Source organism: Actinomadura livida (genome assembly GCF_014648675.1).
GTDB lineage: Bacteria > Actinomycetota > Actinomycetes > Streptosporangiales > Streptosporangiaceae > Spirillospora > Spirillospora livida.
This window is the reverse complement of the sequence record NZ_BMRO01000001.1, coordinates 92,606-109,866: the sequence shown is the minus strand read 5'-3', so window position 1 is coordinate 109,866 and position 17,261 is coordinate 92,606. Positions and strand designations below refer to the sequence as shown.

Annotated in this window: 13 protein-coding genes; 6 read left to right on the top strand and 7 right to left on the bottom strand. The window is 67.5% G+C overall.

Annotated elements, in window-relative coordinates:
- The first annotated feature begins 5 nt into the window (after positions 1 to 5).
- A complete protein-coding gene (locus IEZ03_RS00460; RefSeq protein WP_184883107.1) occupies positions 6 to 212 on the top strand; it encodes a DUF7008 domain-containing protein in 207 nt (68 codons plus the stop codon).
- A 253-nt stretch (positions 213 to 465) separates the two neighbouring features.
- Here IEZ03_RS00460 and IEZ03_RS38765 read toward each other — a convergent pair whose 3' ends face one another.
- The 5 genes from IEZ03_RS38765 to IEZ03_RS00435 all read right to left on the bottom strand — a co-directional run bounded on the left by IEZ03_RS38765 (position 466) and on the right by IEZ03_RS00435 (position 5,094).
- Entirely contained in the window at positions 466 to 654 is a 189-nt protein-coding gene (locus IEZ03_RS38765; protein ID WP_184883109.1) for a DUF397 domain-containing protein, read from the bottom strand.
- On the bottom strand, positions 651 to 1,535 hold the full coding sequence (locus IEZ03_RS00450) for a helix-turn-helix domain-containing protein (RefSeq protein WP_184883111.1): 885 nt from the start codon (positions 1,533 to 1,535) through the stop codon (positions 651 to 653). Before IEZ03_RS00450 ends, IEZ03_RS38765 begins: the two co-directional genes overlap by 4 nt.
- 1,184 nt (positions 1,536 to 2,719) lie before the next feature.
- Positions 2,720 to 3,217: a hypothetical protein gene (locus IEZ03_RS00445; protein ID WP_184883113.1), complete on the bottom strand. Its 498-nt coding sequence runs from the start codon at positions 3,215 to 3,217 to the stop codon at positions 2,720 to 2,722.
- Between the two features lie 28 nt (positions 3,218 to 3,245).
- Positions 3,246 to 3,695, bottom strand: a complete 450-nt coding sequence (locus tag IEZ03_RS00440) for a hypothetical protein (RefSeq protein WP_184883114.1) — start codon at positions 3,693 to 3,695, stop codon at positions 3,246 to 3,248.
- Positions 3,682 to 5,094 carry a hypothetical protein gene (locus tag IEZ03_RS00435; protein ID WP_184883116.1) on the bottom strand — a complete coding sequence of 471 codons (1,413 nt, stop codon included), beginning with the start codon at positions 5,092 to 5,094 and terminating at the stop codon, positions 3,682 to 3,684. Before IEZ03_RS00435 ends, IEZ03_RS00440 begins: the two co-directional genes overlap by 14 nt.
- A 430-nt stretch (positions 5,095 to 5,524) precedes the next feature.
- On the opposite strand from IEZ03_RS00435, the gene IEZ03_RS00430 reads away from it, so the two are divergent.
- A complete protein-coding gene (locus IEZ03_RS00430) occupies positions 5,525 to 6,658 on the top strand; it encodes a DUF7986 domain-containing protein (protein WP_184883118.1) in 1,134 nt (377 codons plus the stop codon).
- A 209-nt stretch (positions 6,659 to 6,867) separates the two neighbouring features.
- On the opposite strand, the gene IEZ03_RS00425 is transcribed toward IEZ03_RS00430, so the two are convergent.
- A complete protein-coding gene (locus tag IEZ03_RS00425; protein ID WP_184883121.1) occupies positions 6,868 to 9,318 on the bottom strand; it encodes an NACHT domain-containing protein in 2,451 nt (816 codons plus the stop codon).
- A 285-nt stretch (positions 9,319 to 9,603) separates the two neighbouring features.
- Between IEZ03_RS00425 and IEZ03_RS00420 the strand changes: the two genes are divergently transcribed.
- The 3 genes from IEZ03_RS00420 (at position 9,604) to IEZ03_RS00410 (ending at position 13,586) form a co-directional block, all read left to right on the top strand.
- Positions 9,604 to 10,038 carry an ATP-binding protein gene (locus IEZ03_RS00420; RefSeq protein WP_184883123.1) on the top strand — a complete coding sequence of 145 codons (435 nt, stop codon included), beginning with the start codon at positions 9,604 to 9,606 and terminating at the stop codon, positions 10,036 to 10,038.
- Positions 10,035 to 10,619, top strand: coding sequence for an SUKH-4 family immunity protein (locus tag IEZ03_RS00415; RefSeq protein ID WP_184883125.1), 585 nt, complete (start codon positions 10,035 to 10,037; stop codon positions 10,617 to 10,619). The genes IEZ03_RS00420 and IEZ03_RS00415 overlap by 4 nt, the downstream gene beginning before the upstream one ends.
- Positions 10,620 to 10,847: 228 nt before the next feature.
- Positions 10,848 to 13,586 (top strand): DUF6079 family protein, encoded by a 2,739-nt coding sequence (locus tag IEZ03_RS00410; protein WP_184883128.1) that lies wholly within the window; start codon positions 10,848 to 10,850, stop codon positions 13,584 to 13,586.
- A 225-nt stretch (positions 13,587 to 13,811) separates the two neighbouring features.
- On the opposite strand, the gene IEZ03_RS00405 is transcribed toward IEZ03_RS00410, so the two are convergent.
- Positions 13,812 to 14,702, bottom strand: a complete 891-nt coding sequence (locus IEZ03_RS00405; protein ID WP_189241136.1) for an undecaprenyl-diphosphate phosphatase — start codon at positions 14,700 to 14,702, stop codon at positions 13,812 to 13,814.
- A gap of 998 nt (positions 14,703 to 15,700) precedes the next feature.
- On the opposite strand from IEZ03_RS00405, the gene IEZ03_RS00400 reads away from it, so the two are divergent.
- A partial coding sequence (locus IEZ03_RS00400; protein ID WP_189241135.1) for a GDSL-type esterase/lipase family protein occupies positions 15,701 to 17,261 on the top strand: 1,561 nt, incomplete at its 3' end.

The following is a 17,261-nucleotide window of genomic DNA, read 5'->3' as shown; positions in this document are numbered from 1 at the left end:
CGCCCGTGCTCCTTGCCGGGCTTGCTGAGGTGTCGCCATGGGCGCAGCAGTGGCATGGTGAGGTCGACCCGGCGTTCGGGCAGAGCCCGGTCGACGCCTACGCCATGTACCTGGAGGATAAGCAGCACGAGTACGGAATCTCAGACGACGATCTCAAGAACTCGCGCCCAGAGAAGCCCAAGTGCGCCGGCCGCAAGAAGAAGCAATCTTGATCTCCGTTCTCGCGCCACGGTCGCGGCCGCTACCGCGGAGGCCACTGGTCAGCGGTGGGCGGCCCTACCCGCCCACGTCCGATGACTGGTGATCGTTGGCACCAGGCCAGCAGTTGCTCTGCGCGTGCCGAACGCCTTGCCGTCGTAGAAGCGCAGCCGCTACAAGCCTCACGGGATGTCTGTAGCGGTGCTGCGCAATTGTGTGGGAGCTATCGATCGGGGACTAGCTGCTGGGACGCGCTGAAAGGCGTCTTCACTTCGCGCGGATCGCGTTCAGGAGGACGCTCCACTCCGAACGTGTGAATTCGATGATCGCACCCTTGCCCTGTTGTGTGGAGTCTCGGACGCCGATTGTGCCAGAGGTGCAACGGCCTGCCTCAACGCAGTGCCCACCAGCTTCGCTGTAACTGGACACTCGCCACGCTCCGAACTTCTTGGTCATCCACCTGCTCCAGTTGCCTTACAGGTTAGTCGATCGGCAGCCTCGGCAAGACATCTGAGGCTGTCCTCCGAGGATAGAACAGCCTTGCTTAGAAGGTCATACCTCCTGGTGTGCTGATCGACCTCGTCAGATTCCGTGTATGCGAGGTCGTGGCTGGGAGCGTCCACTATGACCATTGGAGGGTCTCCTGGGTCTGGGAAGGTGTAGAGGGAGAAGGCGGATCGCGGGACGGCGACGCCTTCCATGTATGCGTCGACGGGGAGTACAAGCACGCTAAGGCTGGCCTCGGACGTAACGCAGTTGATCAGGTGGTGCACCTGGGCAGCCATGATCTCGATCGGCACGCTGATGCGCCGCAGGACTACCTCGTCAAGTATGACGTCGTAGCTGGGGCCGTCCGGGCTCAAGATGAGTTTCTGACGGCGTTCCCGAGCCTCGATCATCTTGGACGGGCTGAAGCCGAGTGCTCCCTCAGCGCGCTTGGGCTTGACGAGGGCCGAGCTGAACTCGAGGGTCTGGAGCAGACCAGGCACCGTGGTGTTGTTGTACTCACGGATCGTTGCTGCACCTGACTCGATGTCGGCGTAGAGGCGCTGGCGTGTTCCCATAGCGTCGCCGTAGCGATCCCACCATCCTTTGGTGGATGCGTCGTCGGCGAGTCGGACGATCTCCTCCCACTTCGTGCCTGTGATGCCGAATGCATCAAGGATCTTGATTACATCGCCGACGTCGGGACGGCCGTAGGCGTTCTCCAGGCGGCTGATCTTCGTGCGGGAGTAGTGGATGCGCTTGGCGAGTTCGTCCGCCATCATCCCGCGCTCCTCCCGGAGTTCGCGGAGTACGGTCGCGAGGCGCTGGCGTCGTACGAAGGGGCTGACCATGTCGATCCTCCGGGGGAAGTGAGGCGTGACCGTCCAACTACCCTATGTACATGAAGGTCAGGGTCCCCCGCGGGCAAATGAACGGGTGGTCAGGCCGAACAGGGCCACAATTTTCTATCGAACGCGCCCGTATGTGCTCGGACAGTCGACCGAACCTGTCTCACGCTCCAAACGGCGCGCCAGCTCGTCGGTCCTGTTCCTCCCTGATCACGCCCTCCGCGCAATGCCACGGCACCGACACCCGGTCGACCGTCCCCCTGGAGATATGCCTGTCAGGAACTGATACGTAGACCACGTCGCTCTGCTCGGCCCGGCCTGGCAAAGTGAACGGGAGCCTTAGTCTTCGCTATCCGCATATTGGCAGACCTGGCGGGCCCCCTTCTGTGACCGATACACCCAAGTTCCAGCCTCTCTACCGGGGGAGGGGGTAGAGGCGCTAGAATTTCTATCCCCTCGCCACCGAAGTATCAGCCGGCTCGCGCCCACTTCCAGTCGGCTTGGCTGAGTATGCGTGACGTGAGGGGAGCGGTGAGTAAGATGAATTCGGACCAGAAGGCGCGGGGCCATAGTGCGGGGTGCCTATCGTTCTTAGTCCTTTTTCTTGCCATCTCCCTCGCGAGTGGATGCCAAACCGGAGGGGACGGGCAATCGGTCGCAGGTGATCCCGGATCCGAAAAGGCGACCTCTAATCCGACTGTAAGCACCAAAACAGAATCACCTGCTGGTGGATCATCCAGTTCAAAAGCATCGCGCCCTGTTTGGAAGCCCGTCACCGCCAAGGAACGAGCATTCCATCGCAACATCATCAGTTCGATCGGGACCCCTAAGGAGCTTAAGCAAGGTGGGATTCCGCTGAAGAAAGTTAGGGAAGAAACTCCCAATGTCTATTGGGGAACGATGTGCTATGTCGGGCTCGGTGTCGAGGGTGATGAGGTTCATGTAGCACTTAGGAATTCCGCGAGGATTCCTTTGCAAACACTCCGCGACCTACCCAGGTGGTACGGGAACATGGCGGGCGACATGTGGGCTTACCGTGAATACACCTGGGTCCTCGTTGACTACAAGACCGCTAAGCCTCTCGTCTACTGATCAAGCGCCTTTTGTCCGCGCTTCCGAGGCGGGCGCAGAACACCGTGCGAGGGAACCCTTTCAGCCCAAACGTTCCGTCCGAGTGCGCGTTCCGATTAAACACCCGAATCCTGGCCTTGCTCGACCACGCCCCGGTTCCTGGCGAGAGCGGCGGAGTCCTTGACCAACTTCACCAACTCCGCCTCGTCGAGCTCCTCCTCCGAGACAAGAGCAACGAGCATGAGGAGCTGGGCGCGCATCACCGTCACTTCGTCCGTACCGAATGGCGGACGGCCGGTGAAAGCATCGTCGCCGAGGGAGTAGCGAATAAGGCTTTCAGCTACGCGAGGATCCAGCTCATGCGCATACTCCTTAAGGGTGAGGCGAAGATCAGCGACGAAGCGGATTATCTGCGGGACGGTGTAGGTCGGCGAAAATCTCAGCCGCAGGGCCTCGTTGAAGGCGTGGTAAATTAGGAGTGAATATCCGACGTTGTTCTCATTCTTGATTGTTTCCCCGTACCGCTCCAGCCACTCTTCAGGACCTTCGACCAGGAGCGCGAGCAATGCTTCCAGGTGCATGTCCGTGACGTGGCTGGTAAAACTGCCCGTCATATTGACACCCATCGGGTAGTTGGCCGTGTTAGCCGATGTGCTCGTCCGCCTCGGCGCGCGCCTTGGCCAGGAAGCTCTCAAGCTCGCTCTCACTGAGGTCGGCCTCTGCCGTCAGTGCTGCGAGCAGGAGTATTTTTGTGCCGAGCAGTGTCTCACCGTCGACGTCCTGGCTTATCGACCCCTTGCCTAGAGCATGCAGGACGACCTGTTCAGCGACAGTGGGGTCCATTTGCTCGGCCGCGACGGGGTGTGCTGAACGTTGATAGGCGATGAACTCGATGACTTCTGCATCGTCAACGACCTTGTCGTTGACGATGAACCTTCGGTCAACAGCCTCGAAGAATGCTGCAGTCACCAGGGCGATGTAGCCGGTCTGGCTTTCCTCCGTGTCCAGTTGGTCTAGGAGACGTTCGTGCTCATCCATCCGCCCCGCGAGTTGAGCTCGCAAGGTGGCTATCTGGTTATCAGTTATCGGCATGTTCGCTCCGTCGAGTAGGCCTGTAGTTCCGGTACATTTGTACCCCCCCACTGAGAAGTGCGGCGAAGGCAACAATCCCGTTGCTCATGGGATCTGTCGCGTACCCGGTATGAGGCTCGGGCTTAGGGGCGCCGACATCAGTCTTGGACTCTGCCTGTCCTGTCGGTGATGGTTTTGATTGAAGGTCCTTCACGCCTTTGATGATGTTCTTCGTAGCATCGAATGCGGTATTGACCCGGTCGTAGTTCTCCCATCGGCTCCGCTTTCCTTCCTCGGGGTCGGGGTTGCGGTCGACGGGATCGTCCTCGGGTGGACGGAGTTCGCCGCGTCCGGGAGTTCCATCTCGGGTGAGTTCGGGGAGATTGCGGTATTTGTTCGGTTCATCTTCTGTGGTGGCTAGCGTCCCCGGTCGACCTTCGGCATTCCTATCACGGCGCTCGATCTGGTTGCCGGGCATCTGTTCGTTGAACTGGACGACGGGTGATGTCCAGCGCGTGACGCCTTCCTCCGCTGCCGGTAGCCAGGCGACCCGGAAGAGGGGGGCGTCCCCCGGTTCCGGGTTCTCGGAGGCGCGGACCGGGGCTTCGGCGGCCTGCTGTGTTTCGCTGCCGCTGTCCTGCTGGTCGGCGGGAGCGGGCTCGTCCTGCGGAGTGTTGTCGTGACCGGCCGGTTGGTCATCGGCCTGGGGCTGCTGTTCGTTGCCGGCTCCTCCGCGGGAATCGTTCCCGTCGTCGCCGGGTACGCGGCCGTCCTGCTGGGGGAGTGGCTGATGGTCCCGGTCTTGCGGATCCTCTGGCTCCGTTTCGCCGGTCATCGGCCGGTCTTCGTCGGTCTGCGGTTCGGCCGGTGCGTCCGGCCTCTCGTCGGCAGGTCCGTCATAGGAAGGCTCGGCCTTGTCGTCCCGGACCTCCCCGCGCGGTTCCGTACCCTGCTCCGGCGTGAGTTCGCCGGTGGCAGCCGCGTAGGGCTGCTCGCCGCGTCCGTCCGGCCGTGCCTGTCCGATCTCGGATCCGGAACGGTCGGTCTCCCGATCGCGGTCGCCGCTTCCGGCCTCGGTGTCGGACTCGGTCTCGCCGCCCGGTCCCCTCTCCGGGAGCTTCGGACCGGCCTGGGCGTCCGGCTCCTTGTCGGCGGGCTCGGCCGAGGAGGACTCCCCCCGGTCCTTCTCGCGTTCGTCCCGCTGCTCGGCGCCTGTCTCCTGCGGAGCTGTCTGCTGCGTGCCGGTCTCGGCGCGGCGGGCCTCCTGCGCCTCGCGGGCGGCGCGGAGGCTTTCTAAGCGGGACGGCTGGCCGGGCGACCCTGGCCGGTCGGGTGGCGGTGCCGCCGGACGGTCCTCGGCCGGTGGCTTCTCGACGTTCTCCGCGTGAGTGTCGGTCCCGCCGGGCCGGTCGATGCCCACGCTTTCCACCCTTTCCGCCGGAGGAACGGAGCCCTGCCGCCGGGACAATCTGACAGCGAACCCATCGCCCTTTTCAGTGCATGTCGGACATGCATCCGGTGGACGTGCGGGGGCGGCCTCCGGAGGTGTCGCCGTCCATGTAATCGCGCACATTCATTTTCTGCACGTTCAGGCTCTGAGAGTTCACAGCCCGTATGTCCGAGGCGGCGGCTCGGGTCGTCTGTGGGCCGCGGTTTCGCGGGGAAACGGGATCAGTGCAAGACGTTCTGGACGAGAAAACGTCTATCTTCGATTGATTCGCCGGAGGCGTGCTCGGGACGGGCGGCGACCGGTTGGGCGGGACGGAAGCCGATCATTCGTCCGGCGATGAGTCGGCCCGCGGCGGTAGCCTGCGTGCCGCCCACGAAACCGGCGACGAAGAGGGACGAACATGGATCAGATGGCACGGGCGGGCGATCTCAAGGGGGAGCTGGTGAACTTCGCCCTGTCCGAGCGCTTCGACGGCCCGCTGAGCGAGCTGGTCCTGGACGCCTTTCCCGGCGGCGTCGTCAACGACGAGAGCGCCCTCTCCGCCGTCATCGAGGACTTCCTTTTCAACCACCGGCTCGAAAGCGGATCCCGGGTGGTGGAACGGTTCGTCGCCGAACGCCGGGACCTGGACGAGGCGGACAGGGCGCTGCTGCTGGGCTGGCTCGACAACGTGCAGGGCATGTTCGAGATCACCGAGCCGTATCGCGATGACGGTGTCGTCGCCTTCAACCATGTTGACGAGCTCACCTACCGCGTCCGCTCCAACATGGGGGCGGAGGGCGTTGAGGCCCTCACCCCCGGGACGGTCATGATCGGCGGGATCGTGCCCGTCGGCGACGAGTGGATGATCAGTGGCACGCCGACGGCCTTCCCCGCCGACCAGGCCGACGAGGTGCTGGCCGGGCTGCCCGGAATCGTCATGAGGTTTCCGGAGCGGGTCTTCCGTAACCCCGAGAAACTCGCCCAAGCCCGCGAACTGCAGGCCGAGCAGCGCCGGGCGTATATCGACCTGAACGGCGGTGACCTGATCGTCGTCCCCGGCGAAAAGGTCCACCAGACCCTGATGGCCTTGTACCGCCACATCTACGAGCGGGCAGGCAGCACGGACGGTCCATGGACGGAACCGGACCTGCCGCCGCTGCCCGAGGCATGGACCACCGCGGAAGACGTCGCGTTGATCTACGACGAGGAGGACGGACTGGGCTTCTACGTCGACTACCCCGTCGCGCAGCGCGCCTTCGCCGACCCCGACCTCATCCGGCGACGGCCCTACCGCGAGGTCATCTCCGCGTACCTGCGTGATGAGGGGATCAGCCCCGTCCCGATCCGGCGTCTGGTGGCCGAAGCCGGACCTGCCGCGGCCGACCGTGTGTTCCGGAAGCTGCTGAAGAGGTCCGGCTTCTCATGGGAGCGCGACGGTGAGGACCTGCTGCGCCGGTACAAGGCCGACTGGTACGCCGAGCCGCCGCTGCCCCGGGTGACGCCTTCCTCCCCCGCTCTCAGCCAGCGATTCCAGGACGCGAAGCGCTCGTAAAGCAAGCCGACCAGGTCAGGGGACTGGGAGCGGGCCCGCCCGGCGGCGGGCTCCCGGGGCCTGCCGCCACGGTGGCGTGAACATTCAGCGCGTGAGTGCTCGCTGCCGGCGCGCTCACCCGCCTCACCAACCGCCTTCCGTGGCTGCCCGTCCGGCCTTCCGCTGTGCCGCCCTGCAGTCTTGGGCGAGGGCGACGTTCGTGTTTCCGGTCAGGTGGGGCGGTGGTGGCGCCTGCCGGCGCTGTTCCGGGGCGGGTGGGTTGCGGCGAGGTGGTCGTGGAGCTCGGCGTGGCGGAATTGGTAGAAGGGGCCGACCGTGCGTAGCAGGCCGAGGCGGTGGCAGTCGTCCAGAAAGGGCATCAGTTTGCGGGGCAGGTGACCGGCCCGTGCCAGTTTCCAGGTGGCGAGCTGGTAGGCCCACCAGGCCCGGTGTTTTCCGAATGCGAGCCCGAATGCGAGCCCGAATGCGAGCCCGAATGCGAGCCCGAACGTGAGCCCGGACACGAGCTCGCCCGTGCCCCCGAGCGCGAGTGTGACCGTGATCCCGGCCACGAGTGTGGTCGTGAGGGCCATGGCGAGGGTGATGGTGAAGAAGCGGAGAAGGTTCAGTCTCCGGTCGGTGCGCCAGCTGCTCATCGGTGTTGTGGCGTGATAAGTCTGCGCTGGTGTCGCTGCCCAAGCCATGATTCCAAGCGCAATCGCGAGCGGGAGCCCGAACACGAGCCCGACCGCGAGCCCTTCCACGAGCCCTTCCACGAGCCCATTCACGAGGAAGTCCGCGAGGTTGCCCGTGTCGCCGCCCGCGGGGAATGAGGAGCCGTCCGCTACGAAGTAGCCGCCGCGGTCCTTGTAGTAGGTGTAGCCGTCCACGGAGAGGTAGTACTCCCCGACCTTGCCCGTGAAGACAGACGCGAGCCCGACCGCGGACCCGGCCGCAAGCCCGTGCGGGAGCCTGGCTGCGAGGTTGCGTGCGAGGGCGGCCGAGCGTCGGCGGAGGTGCAAATCGGCGTATCCGGGTGAGTCTTGCGCCCATGACCGTGCGGTAAGCCCGGCTGCGAGGCCGGCCGCGAGCCCGACCGCGAGGCCGGCCGTGAGCCCGAACACGAGCCCTTCCGTGAGCCCGTCCGTGAGCCCCTCCGCGAGCCCGACCGCGAGCCCGATGGTGAGGGTGGTGCCGAGGGTGATGATGAGCCGGGTGCTGGGGGTGAAGGTGCGGGTGGTGGCGGCCAGCCGCCACCAGGCCAGGTCGCGGGTGCCCTGGCCGCCGTGGCCGCCGGTGGCGGGCTGGTGGGTGAGGTGGTGGGCCAGGTATCCCAGCCAGTGGCGGACCTGGACAGGGTCGTGGCGGCGGCGAGGGCGGAACGGTTCGGCGGAGCTGTCAGCAGGGGGGCGGGTGGTGATCAGGGCGGGGATGAGCTGGTCGAGCAGGTGGGCCTGGAGCGCGCCGGGGGTGGGGAAGCGGGCCGGATCGGTCAGTGGGGTGGGGTCGGCGCCGGGTGCGGTGTAGACGGTGCGGACCAGCCACAGTCCCAGCGGGGTGGCGGTGAGGTCGGCCAGCGCCGCCGCCGGCCGGCCGGCCCCCTGGCCGAATGGGGTCTGGTCGGCCGGAAGTGCGGCGCGCAGCGCGGTCAGGGTCTGCTGCCAGGCCGGCCCGGGGGAGGGCGGCAGGCAGCGGGTGAGGTAGTCGGCGGCGGCCGCGGGTGTCAGCGGGCGTGCTTCCAGCACGGCGGCGGAGGTGATCACGTCCCCGGCGGCGCTGATCGCGGCGGTGAACTCGGTGGTGCGGCTGGTGAGGATGAGCTGGTCGTCCCCGCCCAGGGATCGGTTCAGCGCGGTGATCACCGCGTTCTGGGCGGGTGGGGGCAGCTCGTCCAGCCCGTCCAGGACCGGCAGGATGTGCCCGCGCCCGGCCAGTGCCCGTGCCACCTCGGCGCCCAGCTCCGGTGAGCGCAGCGCCGGATAGTCGCCGGTGAGCCGGTCGGCGATCCACTCCTGCAGCCGGGGATGGCGCCGGGTGTCCCAGCCGGCCACCGGCAGCAACACCGGGACCGGCTCATCGGCGGTACGGGTGGCCAGCAGCTGCAACAGCAACTGCACCGCCAGGGTGGTCTTGCCGGTGCCCGGTCCGCCCAGGATCACCAGCCGGCGCCGCCGGGTGCGGCGGAACCGGTCGGCCAGCGCATCGATGTCGGCGCTGGAGGCCGCCCACCACAACCGTGCCGACCCATCTGCACGCCCACCGCCCGGTCCGGCGGACGGATCGATGTTGACGGCATGGTCCATCAACTCGGCCGCCTCCGGAGTCCGCCACCGCACCGGGATCGGGTCGGGGTCATCCAGCGACCGCAGCCGCGCCTCTTCCTTCCACTGCTGGTCCACCAGCTCCGCCAGCACCTGCTTGGCCTGCGCCACGGCGTCTGCGGCCGGTACGGCGGCGCCACGCCCCCGGGAGCGCTGCCGGGCCCACCGCACCACGGTGACGAGGGCCACCGCGGCGCCGAGCAGGAGACCCCCGGTCAGCTGCGCGCGGTTCGCCGCCTCCCCCAGCCCGTCCTTGCCCTCGCCGAACAGCGGGGCGAAGGTCGTCCCGGCCAGCACCACCACTCCGGTCACCGCCGCCAGGACCGCCAGCCACGGCCCCCAGCCCTTGCCCTTACGCATGATTGCCATCTTGACGCCGACTCCCCGCGCCGCGCCGCCGAAGGTCAACACTCACCCCGTCCCGGTCCACTCGAAACCGACCGGAGGCCAGCCCGAAAACGGGGAGGGCCGCCCGCACATTCCGTTGGCGTGCATTCGGATTCGGTGCGCACGGACCGTCGATGCTCAGATTATGAGCGTGCCAATCAGCGGCCTGACGTGGGATTTCGCGAGTGCGTGCAGGTTCGCGCTGTGACGATGAACACGCACGATGACGAACCGGCTACTACGCGCTGAGGAACCCTCATGTCGTACCCGACACCTTTCCCATCTGTCCCCGCGGGCGCGCAGCGCTGGCGCCGCGCCTTCCCCGGCGAACTCGACCAGGCGCGTGCCGCCCGCCGCTTCACCTCCGCACTCCTCGCCGGCTGCTCCGAACTGGACGAGGTGCTCCTGGCCGTGGACGAACTCGTGGTGAACGCACTGAGGCACACGAAGTCCGGTCAGCCCGGCGGCGCCTTCACCGTCGAGATCGCCCGCTGGGACGGTGCGGTCACCGTCGCCGTCACCGACGAGGGCGCCCCGTACGAACCCACCGTCACCGACGCCGCCGCCGACGCCGAATCGGGACGCGGCCTGCGCACCGTGTCCCTGCTCGCCTCTGGATGGGGCTGGTTCGGCAACGACCGGTCCCGCACCGTGACCGCGTTCTTCTCCGCTTCCGCGGCAGAAGCGGCATGAGCGGCCGCGACCTGCGCGAATGGACCGTCCTCCAGGTGCGGTCCGCGATGACCGCCGCCATGCGCACCGACCCGCGCGCCCCCGACCCGCGCGCCCTCGACGCGCTCGCCGAGAAGAACGCCGGCTCCCTCGACCCGTACAGCCTGTCGTTCCTGCGGACCGCGCGGATGCTGACGCTCGCCACCTCCGCAGCGCTGACCACCGTCCTCACCGCGCACCGGTACGGGCGCGACCGCCACGACCGCCTCATCTGCCTGGCCTGCGGCACCGGCCGCTGCCCGACGGTCCGCGCCGTCTCCGACGTTCTGGCCGCCTACGCCCTCCAGGTCCACCCGGTCGACCGCCCGGAGGCTTGGCGCCGCGCCGACGACTACTACGTCCGCACCGCCGGTCACCCCGTCCCGCTGACCGTCGACTCCTTCGACGACGGCTTCATCGCCCGCCCCGGAACCCCGCCGCACGACACACTCGACAACGTCATCATCATCGACCGCAACACCGGCGCCCTGACCCTCTGGCCCGCCTACGACACCGACACCCTCGCCACCAGATACCGCACCTACAAACACGGTGATCCATGAGCAGCGGCCACCCGCGCGCCGACACTGCCGGCGTGCCGGACCGGTACGGCCTCCCATGCCGGCCGGCGGCCGGCACAGGCCCGAGCGAGGACGTCATCGCAGGCGCCCTGATCCCTGACTAAGCCTTTGCGGCAGGGCCTAGGATCTGACTACGCCGGGCGGGGAGCCGGGGACGGGTGCGGGCGCTGCGCGGTGAGCCCAGGGGGACGTTGCGAGTTGAGAGGGCCGATGACCAAGCTGTTGCGGGACCTCATCGAGATCCCGGAGCGGGTGCACTCCGGGGACCTGGTGCTGAAGCTGACCGCCGGGATCGCCGATCACCATACGGTGACGAACTACGTCGTGACGCCGCAGCTCGCCGAGTCGTTCGATCGGGCCCTGGGCATCGTGCAGTCGGCGGTGGAGACCGGAACCTCGCACGCCGCCTACATCGACGGCTCCTTCGGGTCCGGTAAAAGCCACTTCATGGCGATGCTGCACGCGCTGGTCAAGCATGATCCCGACGCGCGCAGCAAAGAACTGCTGCGGCCCGTGGTGGACAAGCACGACCCCTGGCTTTCCGGCCGCAGGATCCTTCTGGTGCCCTACCACCTGAGCGGCTCGGCGACCCTGGCGTCGGCGGTGCTGGGCGACTACGTCAAGCACGCCGCCCGGCTGCACCCCGAAGCGTCGCCCGCGCCCGTCTACCGCGACGACCTCCTCTTGGAGAACGCGCGCGCGCTCCGGGCGTCGATGGGGGACGAGGCGTTCCTCGCGGGCCTGCCGTCCACGGAGGACGACGAGTGGGGCAGCATCGGCTGGACGGCCGCGGAACTGGACGCCGCGCTCAACGCCCCGCACGGCGACCTGAAGCGGCAGAACCTCGTCGCCGACCTGCTGGCCACGCACCTCGCGGCCTACCGGCAGGCCGTCAGCGGAGACGCCGACGCCTTCGTCCCCCTGGACGAGGGCCTCGCGATCATCAGTCGGCACGCCAAGGAGGTGCTCGGGTACGACGCCCTCATCCTGCTGCTCGACGAGCTGGTCCTGTGGCTCAACACCCACCTCGCCAAGCCGGCGTTCGTCGCCGAGCAGGCGAGCATGGTCGCCAAGCTCGTGGAGTCCGCGGACTGGCGGCGGCCCGCGCCGATCATCAGCTTCGTGCCCCGGCAGCGGGACCTGCGCGAACTCGTGGGACGCGACGTCGCGGGCGCCCAGCAGACCTCGCTGTTCGACACCCTCAAGCACTGGGACGGCCGGTTCGACTTCATCAAGCTCGCCGACGCGAACCTGCCCGAGGTCGTCCGGCAGCGGCTCCTCAAGCCAAAAGATGAACGCGCACGGGCCGAGATCGAGGCCGGTTTCGAGCGGATCACGCGTGCGCAGGCGCAGGTCTGGGAGGCGCTCCTGGACTCCCAGGGCGGCGGCACCGACCAGGCCGCGTTCCGGTCGGTGTACCCGTTCAGCCCGGCGTTCCTGCACACGATGGTCGACATCTCCAGCGCCCTGCAACGGGAGCGCACGGCGCTGAAGCTGATGCTGCAGCTGCTCGTCGACCACCGCGACACCCTCCCCGCCGGTCAGCTGATCCCGCTGGGCGCGATCTTCGACGTGCTGCTGACCGGCGGCGTCGACCCGTTCAGCGACAAGCTGCGCTCGGAGTTCGACCAGGCCAAGAACTTCTACCAGGAGCGGCTGCGGCCCTGGCTGCTGGCCCGGCACCGCCTGACCGAAGAGGACGCCGCAGCCCTGCCGCCGACGCACGCGTTCCGCGGCGACGACCTGGTCGTCAAGACGCTGATGCTCAAGGCGCTGGTGCCGAACGTCCCGGCTCTGAAGACCCTCAACCCCGGGCGGCTCGCCGCGCTCAACCACGGCTCGATCCCCTCGATGCTGCCGGGCCGGCAGGGCGAGGTCGTCCACAAGACGCTGCGCGACCTGGCCAGCGAGTTCGGCGAGATCCGCCTGCACGGCGAAGGCAACCCGACCGTGGACGTCGCGCTGATCGGCGTCGACACCAAGAGCATCCTGGACAAGGTCCGCAACGTCGACGACGACGCGGCCAGGCGGCGCCTGCTCAAGGAGATCCTCTGGGAGGAGCTCAAGGCGGGCGACACCGACCCGTTCGTCAGCCGCCGCACCGTCACCTGGCGCGGCACGACCCGCGTCGTCGAGCTGGTGTTCGCCAACGTCGCCGACCCCAAGACCTCCGCCGAGGTCTTCGCGGCGGAGGAGCCGGGCGCGCTGCGCGTCATCGTCGACTACCCGTTCGACGACGTCTTCGGCCCCGCCGAGGACCGCAACCGCGTCGAGGAACTGCGGGCCGACTCCCGCCGGGCCAACCTGTCCACGCTGTGCTGGCTTCCGTCGTTCCTTTCCACCGATCGCCTCTCGGACTTGGGCGAGCTGGTCGTCATCAAGCACATCCTTGAACGCGAACGGCTGCGCGAGAACACCCCGCTGCTGACCGACGAAGACCGCTACCACGCCCGCACACAGCTGGAGAGCCGCTGCAACGCCCTCGACACGAGGCTGCGGGACGTCCTGAAGAAGGCGTACGGGCTGGCCGCCCACGACGACGCTGACATCGGGCAGCAGATCGACCAGCACATCATGGGCATGGACGCCGCCGTCGACATCCGCCCGCCCGCCGCGCTCGGCTTCGACGCCGCGCTGGAGCACGTCTGCGGCAAGCTGCTCGACCACCGCTTCCCCAAGCACCCCGACTTCGCCCCGCAGAAGCAGGCGCCCTACCGGCTCAGGGACCTGCAGGTCGCGCTCGGCGCCATCGAGCAGGCGATGGAGAACGAGGTCCGGCGGTACGAACCGCCGCGCGCCGACATCCCGACGATCCGCCGCATCGTCAACCCGCTCGACCTCGGCGCCATGGGGGAGGCCGCGCTCGTCCTCAACGACAACTGGCCGATGACGCTCGACCGGCGGGCCGCGGCGGCGGCCGCCGCGACCGGGGACGTCACCGTCGCGTAGGTCCGCGAACTTCCCGATGGCCGCGTCCACGCCTTTGCGCACCTTCGGCTCCAGCTTGGCGTACTGCGGCATGAACGATTTCGCAATGGCCAGCTGAGCCACCCCGCACCGCCCTTTCACCCGGCCTGACAGCCCCGTCAGGCCGGGACATCCTAGAAGCACCCCGCATCCAAGAACGATTGAACCCTGTACGACCGCCCGGCCACCTCCGGACAACCACGGAAATCACCCGTTGACGCCGCCGGCGAACGGGTCGAGCGCACCGGACCAGACAAGCGCCAGCACGGTGAGGCCGAGGGCGATGCGGTAGATGACGAACGGCATGAAGCTCCTGGTGGAGATGAACCTCATGAACCAGGCGATCACCGCATAGCCCACCAGCCCGGCGACGACGGTCGCCAGGATCGTCGGTCCCCAGTCCACATGGCTGCCGGGCTCGCCGATCTCCGTCAGCTCGTACGCGCCGGACGCCAGCACGGCCGGGATGGCGAGCAGGAACGAGTACCGCGCCGCCGCCGCGCGGTTGTACCGGAGGAACAGCCCACCGGTGATCGTGGCGCCCGACCGCGACACCCCGGGGATCAGCGCGAGCGACTGGCACAGCCCGTAGATCAGCCCGTCCCGGACCGTCAGATCATCCAGGTCCTTGACCGGCCGGTTCGCACGGTGCCGCCCGGCGGCCTCAGCCCGCTGCGCGTTGCGCGCGGCGTACCGGTCGGCGAGCGCCAGCACGATCGCGAGACCGATCAGCGTGCACGCGATCAGCCGAAGATCGCGGAACGGCCCCTCGATGTAGTCCTTGAGCGTCAGGCCGAGCACCCCGATCGGCACCGAGCCGATGATCACCAGCCAGCCCATCTTCGCGTCGATGTTCCCCCGGGCCTCCTTGCGCACCAGTGAGCGCGCCCAGGCGGTGATGATCCGTGCGATGTCCTTGCGGAAGTAGACGAGCACCGCCGTCTCGGTCCCGATCTGCGTAACCGCGGTGAACGCCGCCCCCGGATCACGCCACCCCGCGGCCACCGCCGTCAGCCGCAGATGCGCCGAGGAGGAGATCGGCAGGAACTCGGTAAGCCCCTGGACAAGCCCAAGGACAATGGATTCGAACCACGTCATGTGGAGCGGTTACTCCTTCTGATGGCATCGCCGGGCCGGGCGCGGCGAGGCGCAGCAATACGACCGGGCGGCACCTGGCCACCGGCCCACCGGCACTGCCCGATCGCATGACCAGGAACTGGTCAGATACCTCTGAGTTTCCCACCGATCCCACCAACTGCGAACACCACACCAGTCTCCATCGGCACTTACGTGCCTCCTGCACGTACACGTCCTCGGTCCGTCCGGGCCACAGGTCCTCCCGCGTGCGGTGGACGGCAGCGGCTCGGAGACGACCCAGTCGACACCCGTGCATGCGCCGGCATGGTCGGCCGCGGTGCCGGAGGGCCCCTGAACCGGTGCGGTGGCCGCTGAAGAGCGAGGTATTGGACCGCACCAAAAGGCGCCATCCCAGGCAACGAGCCGGTGAACGACCGGCAATGGCCGAGGTCCCCGGAAGATGGGCGCGCCGCGCGGGCCGGCCGGCTCGACGGACGGTCACCCCGTGATCACTTGAAGCCAGGAATTAGGGCGCGAAGAATTCACAGACAAATTATCCGAAGGACAGCAACATTTGATCCAAAGGACATCAACAAATCCAGTAAAGCCAGTGATCCAGATCACAGTGTACGAATAGACTTTCCCGTGTTAAATTCTCGTCCAGCGGGAATTGTGCGGGAAAATGCCTGATTCCGGCCGCATGTGTACTCAGAGGTCACGAGGCATGAAGGACGGCTGGAATGCATTACCATTCGCGCACGGTCGGGCGTTTTTGCATTCTGCTCATCGGGGTCCTGATGGGTACCCTGCTGGTCGCGCTGGCGGCGTCCCCGGCGTCCGGAGAGCCCGCGCCCACTCCCGCGCGCGGCGGAGCGGGGAGCACGACGCCCGCCGATTCGCCGGCACAGCCGCCGAAACCCACGGCGCCGCAAGCGGACGAACCGGCGCGGACAACGGAACCGGCCGCCGGCTCACGGCCGTCCCCACCTGCCGGATCCCCGGAGAAGCCGGCTCCCGAGGTGGATCCGAAGGACCCCGACGGGCTCCGCGCGAAGGCGGGAGAGGGGCAGCAGCTCCCCGCCGCCCTCGAAATGCCGCGGCCCTGCGAACCCTTCCCGGACGAGCCCAGCGGAGGAACCCCCGACATCATGATCACGGGGGACTCCATCTCGCAGGGCAGCAGCGGTGACTACACCTGGCGATACCGGCTCTACGAGCACCTGACCGCCAACGGGGTCACCCCGCAGTTCGTCGGCCCCTACAATTCGCTTTTCGACAACGTCCAGGACAAGCAGAGCGACTGCACCTACGCCGACTCCGGCTTCCCCACCTCGCATAATGCGGTCTGGGGACGGATGCTGCTCGACGAGAAATCCGTCATCCAGAGCAAGGTGTCGGCCGCCTCGCCGGACTACCTGCTCGTTCTGCTCGGCATCAACGACCTGGCCTACGCGATGAACGATGCCGCAGGAGCCGAAGCCGACCTTCGCGCATTCATCGGCAACGCCAGGGCCGCCAAGCCGGACATCAAGCTGGTCATCGGAAAACTGCTGCCGACGGGACGGGCACAGACCGATTCGGCGTTCGCCTCACTGGTGTCCGCCTACAACGCTCGGATCTCCAATGTCGCGTCCTCGATGTCGACGGCCACTTCGCCCATAGCCGTGGCGGACAACAACGCCGACATCGACCCCGACAAGGATCTGTGGGACGGCACCCACCCGAACGCGGCGGGCGACGTCAAGATCGCCGCCGCCTTCTCCGACGCGCTGGCCACGGAGTTCGGTCTCGGAGCCACCTACCCGCGTCCTTACCCGTCCGTCCCGCTGGGGCCGCAGCAGCCGCCGCAACTGCAGGTCGCGGCCAACGGTGACGGCCAAGGCGTCATGTCTTGGACGCTTTCCACCGGTGCGACCGGATACAAGGTCGTACAGCGGAACACCACCAACGGTGACGCGGACTTTTACGAACTGCCGCACCTGCTGGGGCCGGACGACAGCCCCTGGACCAACCCCACCCTCATCCCAGGCAACACCTACGAGATCAGAATCCAGGCGTTCAAGGGCCACGACGGGGGCGCGTGGTCGAACACCGCGACATTCACCGCGACGGGGGAGGTTCCCACGCAGCCGCCGACGAACCTCACCGTCACGGCGGGCGACGGCAAGGCGACCCTCAACTGGACCGCGGCGCCGAACGCGAGCGGGTACTACATCCATAAGCGGAACGTCACCTGGGGGGACGAAACCTTCACCCGCCTTCCCTATCCCGTCGACGGCGGCCCCTGGACGGACGGGCTCTTGCTCAACGGCGCGACGTACGAGTTCAAGGTGCAGGCGATCAACGGTGCGATCCTCGGCGGCACGACCGGTGCGGTGTCGGTGACGCCGACCGGGCCGGCTCCAGCGGCGCCCGCCGGCCTGGCGGTGTCGCCGGGGGACGGGGAGGCGACGCTGACGTGGACGGACGCCGATCACGCGACCGGGTACTACGTGTGGATGAGGAACGTCACCGCGGGGGAAAGCGACTTCACGCGGCTGCCGTTCCCGGTGTCCGGCGACAGCTGGACTTGCGGCTACA

Excerpts from the sequence above, each read along its gene's own strand:
- IEZ03_RS00420 (WP_184883123.1), top strand. The coding sequence starts at position 9,604 with ATGTCGTACCCGACACCTTTCCCATCTGTCCCCGCGGGCGCGCAGCGC.
- IEZ03_RS38765 (WP_184883109.1), bottom strand. The coding sequence starts at position 654 with ATGACCAAGAAGTTCGGAGCGTGGCGAGTGTCCAGTTACAGCGAAGCT.
- IEZ03_RS00440 (WP_184883114.1), bottom strand. The coding sequence starts at position 3,695 with ATGCCGATAACTGATAACCAGATAGCCACCTTGCGAGCTCAACTCGCG.
- IEZ03_RS00445 (WP_184883113.1), bottom strand. The coding sequence starts at position 3,217 with ATGACGGGCAGTTTTACCAGCCACGTCACGGACATGCACCTGGAAGCA.
- IEZ03_RS00430 (WP_184883118.1), top strand. The coding sequence starts at position 5,525 with ATGGATCAGATGGCACGGGCGGGCGATCTCAAGGGGGAGCTGGTGAAC.
- IEZ03_RS00415 (WP_184883125.1), top strand. The coding sequence starts at position 10,035 with ATGAGCGGCCGCGACCTGCGCGAATGGACCGTCCTCCAGGTGCGGTCC.
- IEZ03_RS00410 (WP_184883128.1), top strand. The coding sequence starts at position 10,848 with ATGACCAAGCTGTTGCGGGACCTCATCGAGATCCCGGAGCGGGTGCAC.
- IEZ03_RS00450 (WP_184883111.1), bottom strand. The coding sequence starts at position 1,535 with ATGGTCAGCCCCTTCGTACGACGCCAGCGCCTCGCGACCGTACTCCGC.
- IEZ03_RS00405 (WP_189241136.1), bottom strand. The coding sequence starts at position 14,702 with ATGACGTGGTTCGAATCCATTGTCCTTGGGCTTGTCCAGGGGCTTACC.
- IEZ03_RS00425 (WP_184883121.1), bottom strand. The coding sequence starts at position 9,318 with ATGCGTAAGGGCAAGGGCTGGGGGCCGTGGCTGGCGGTCCTGGCGGCG.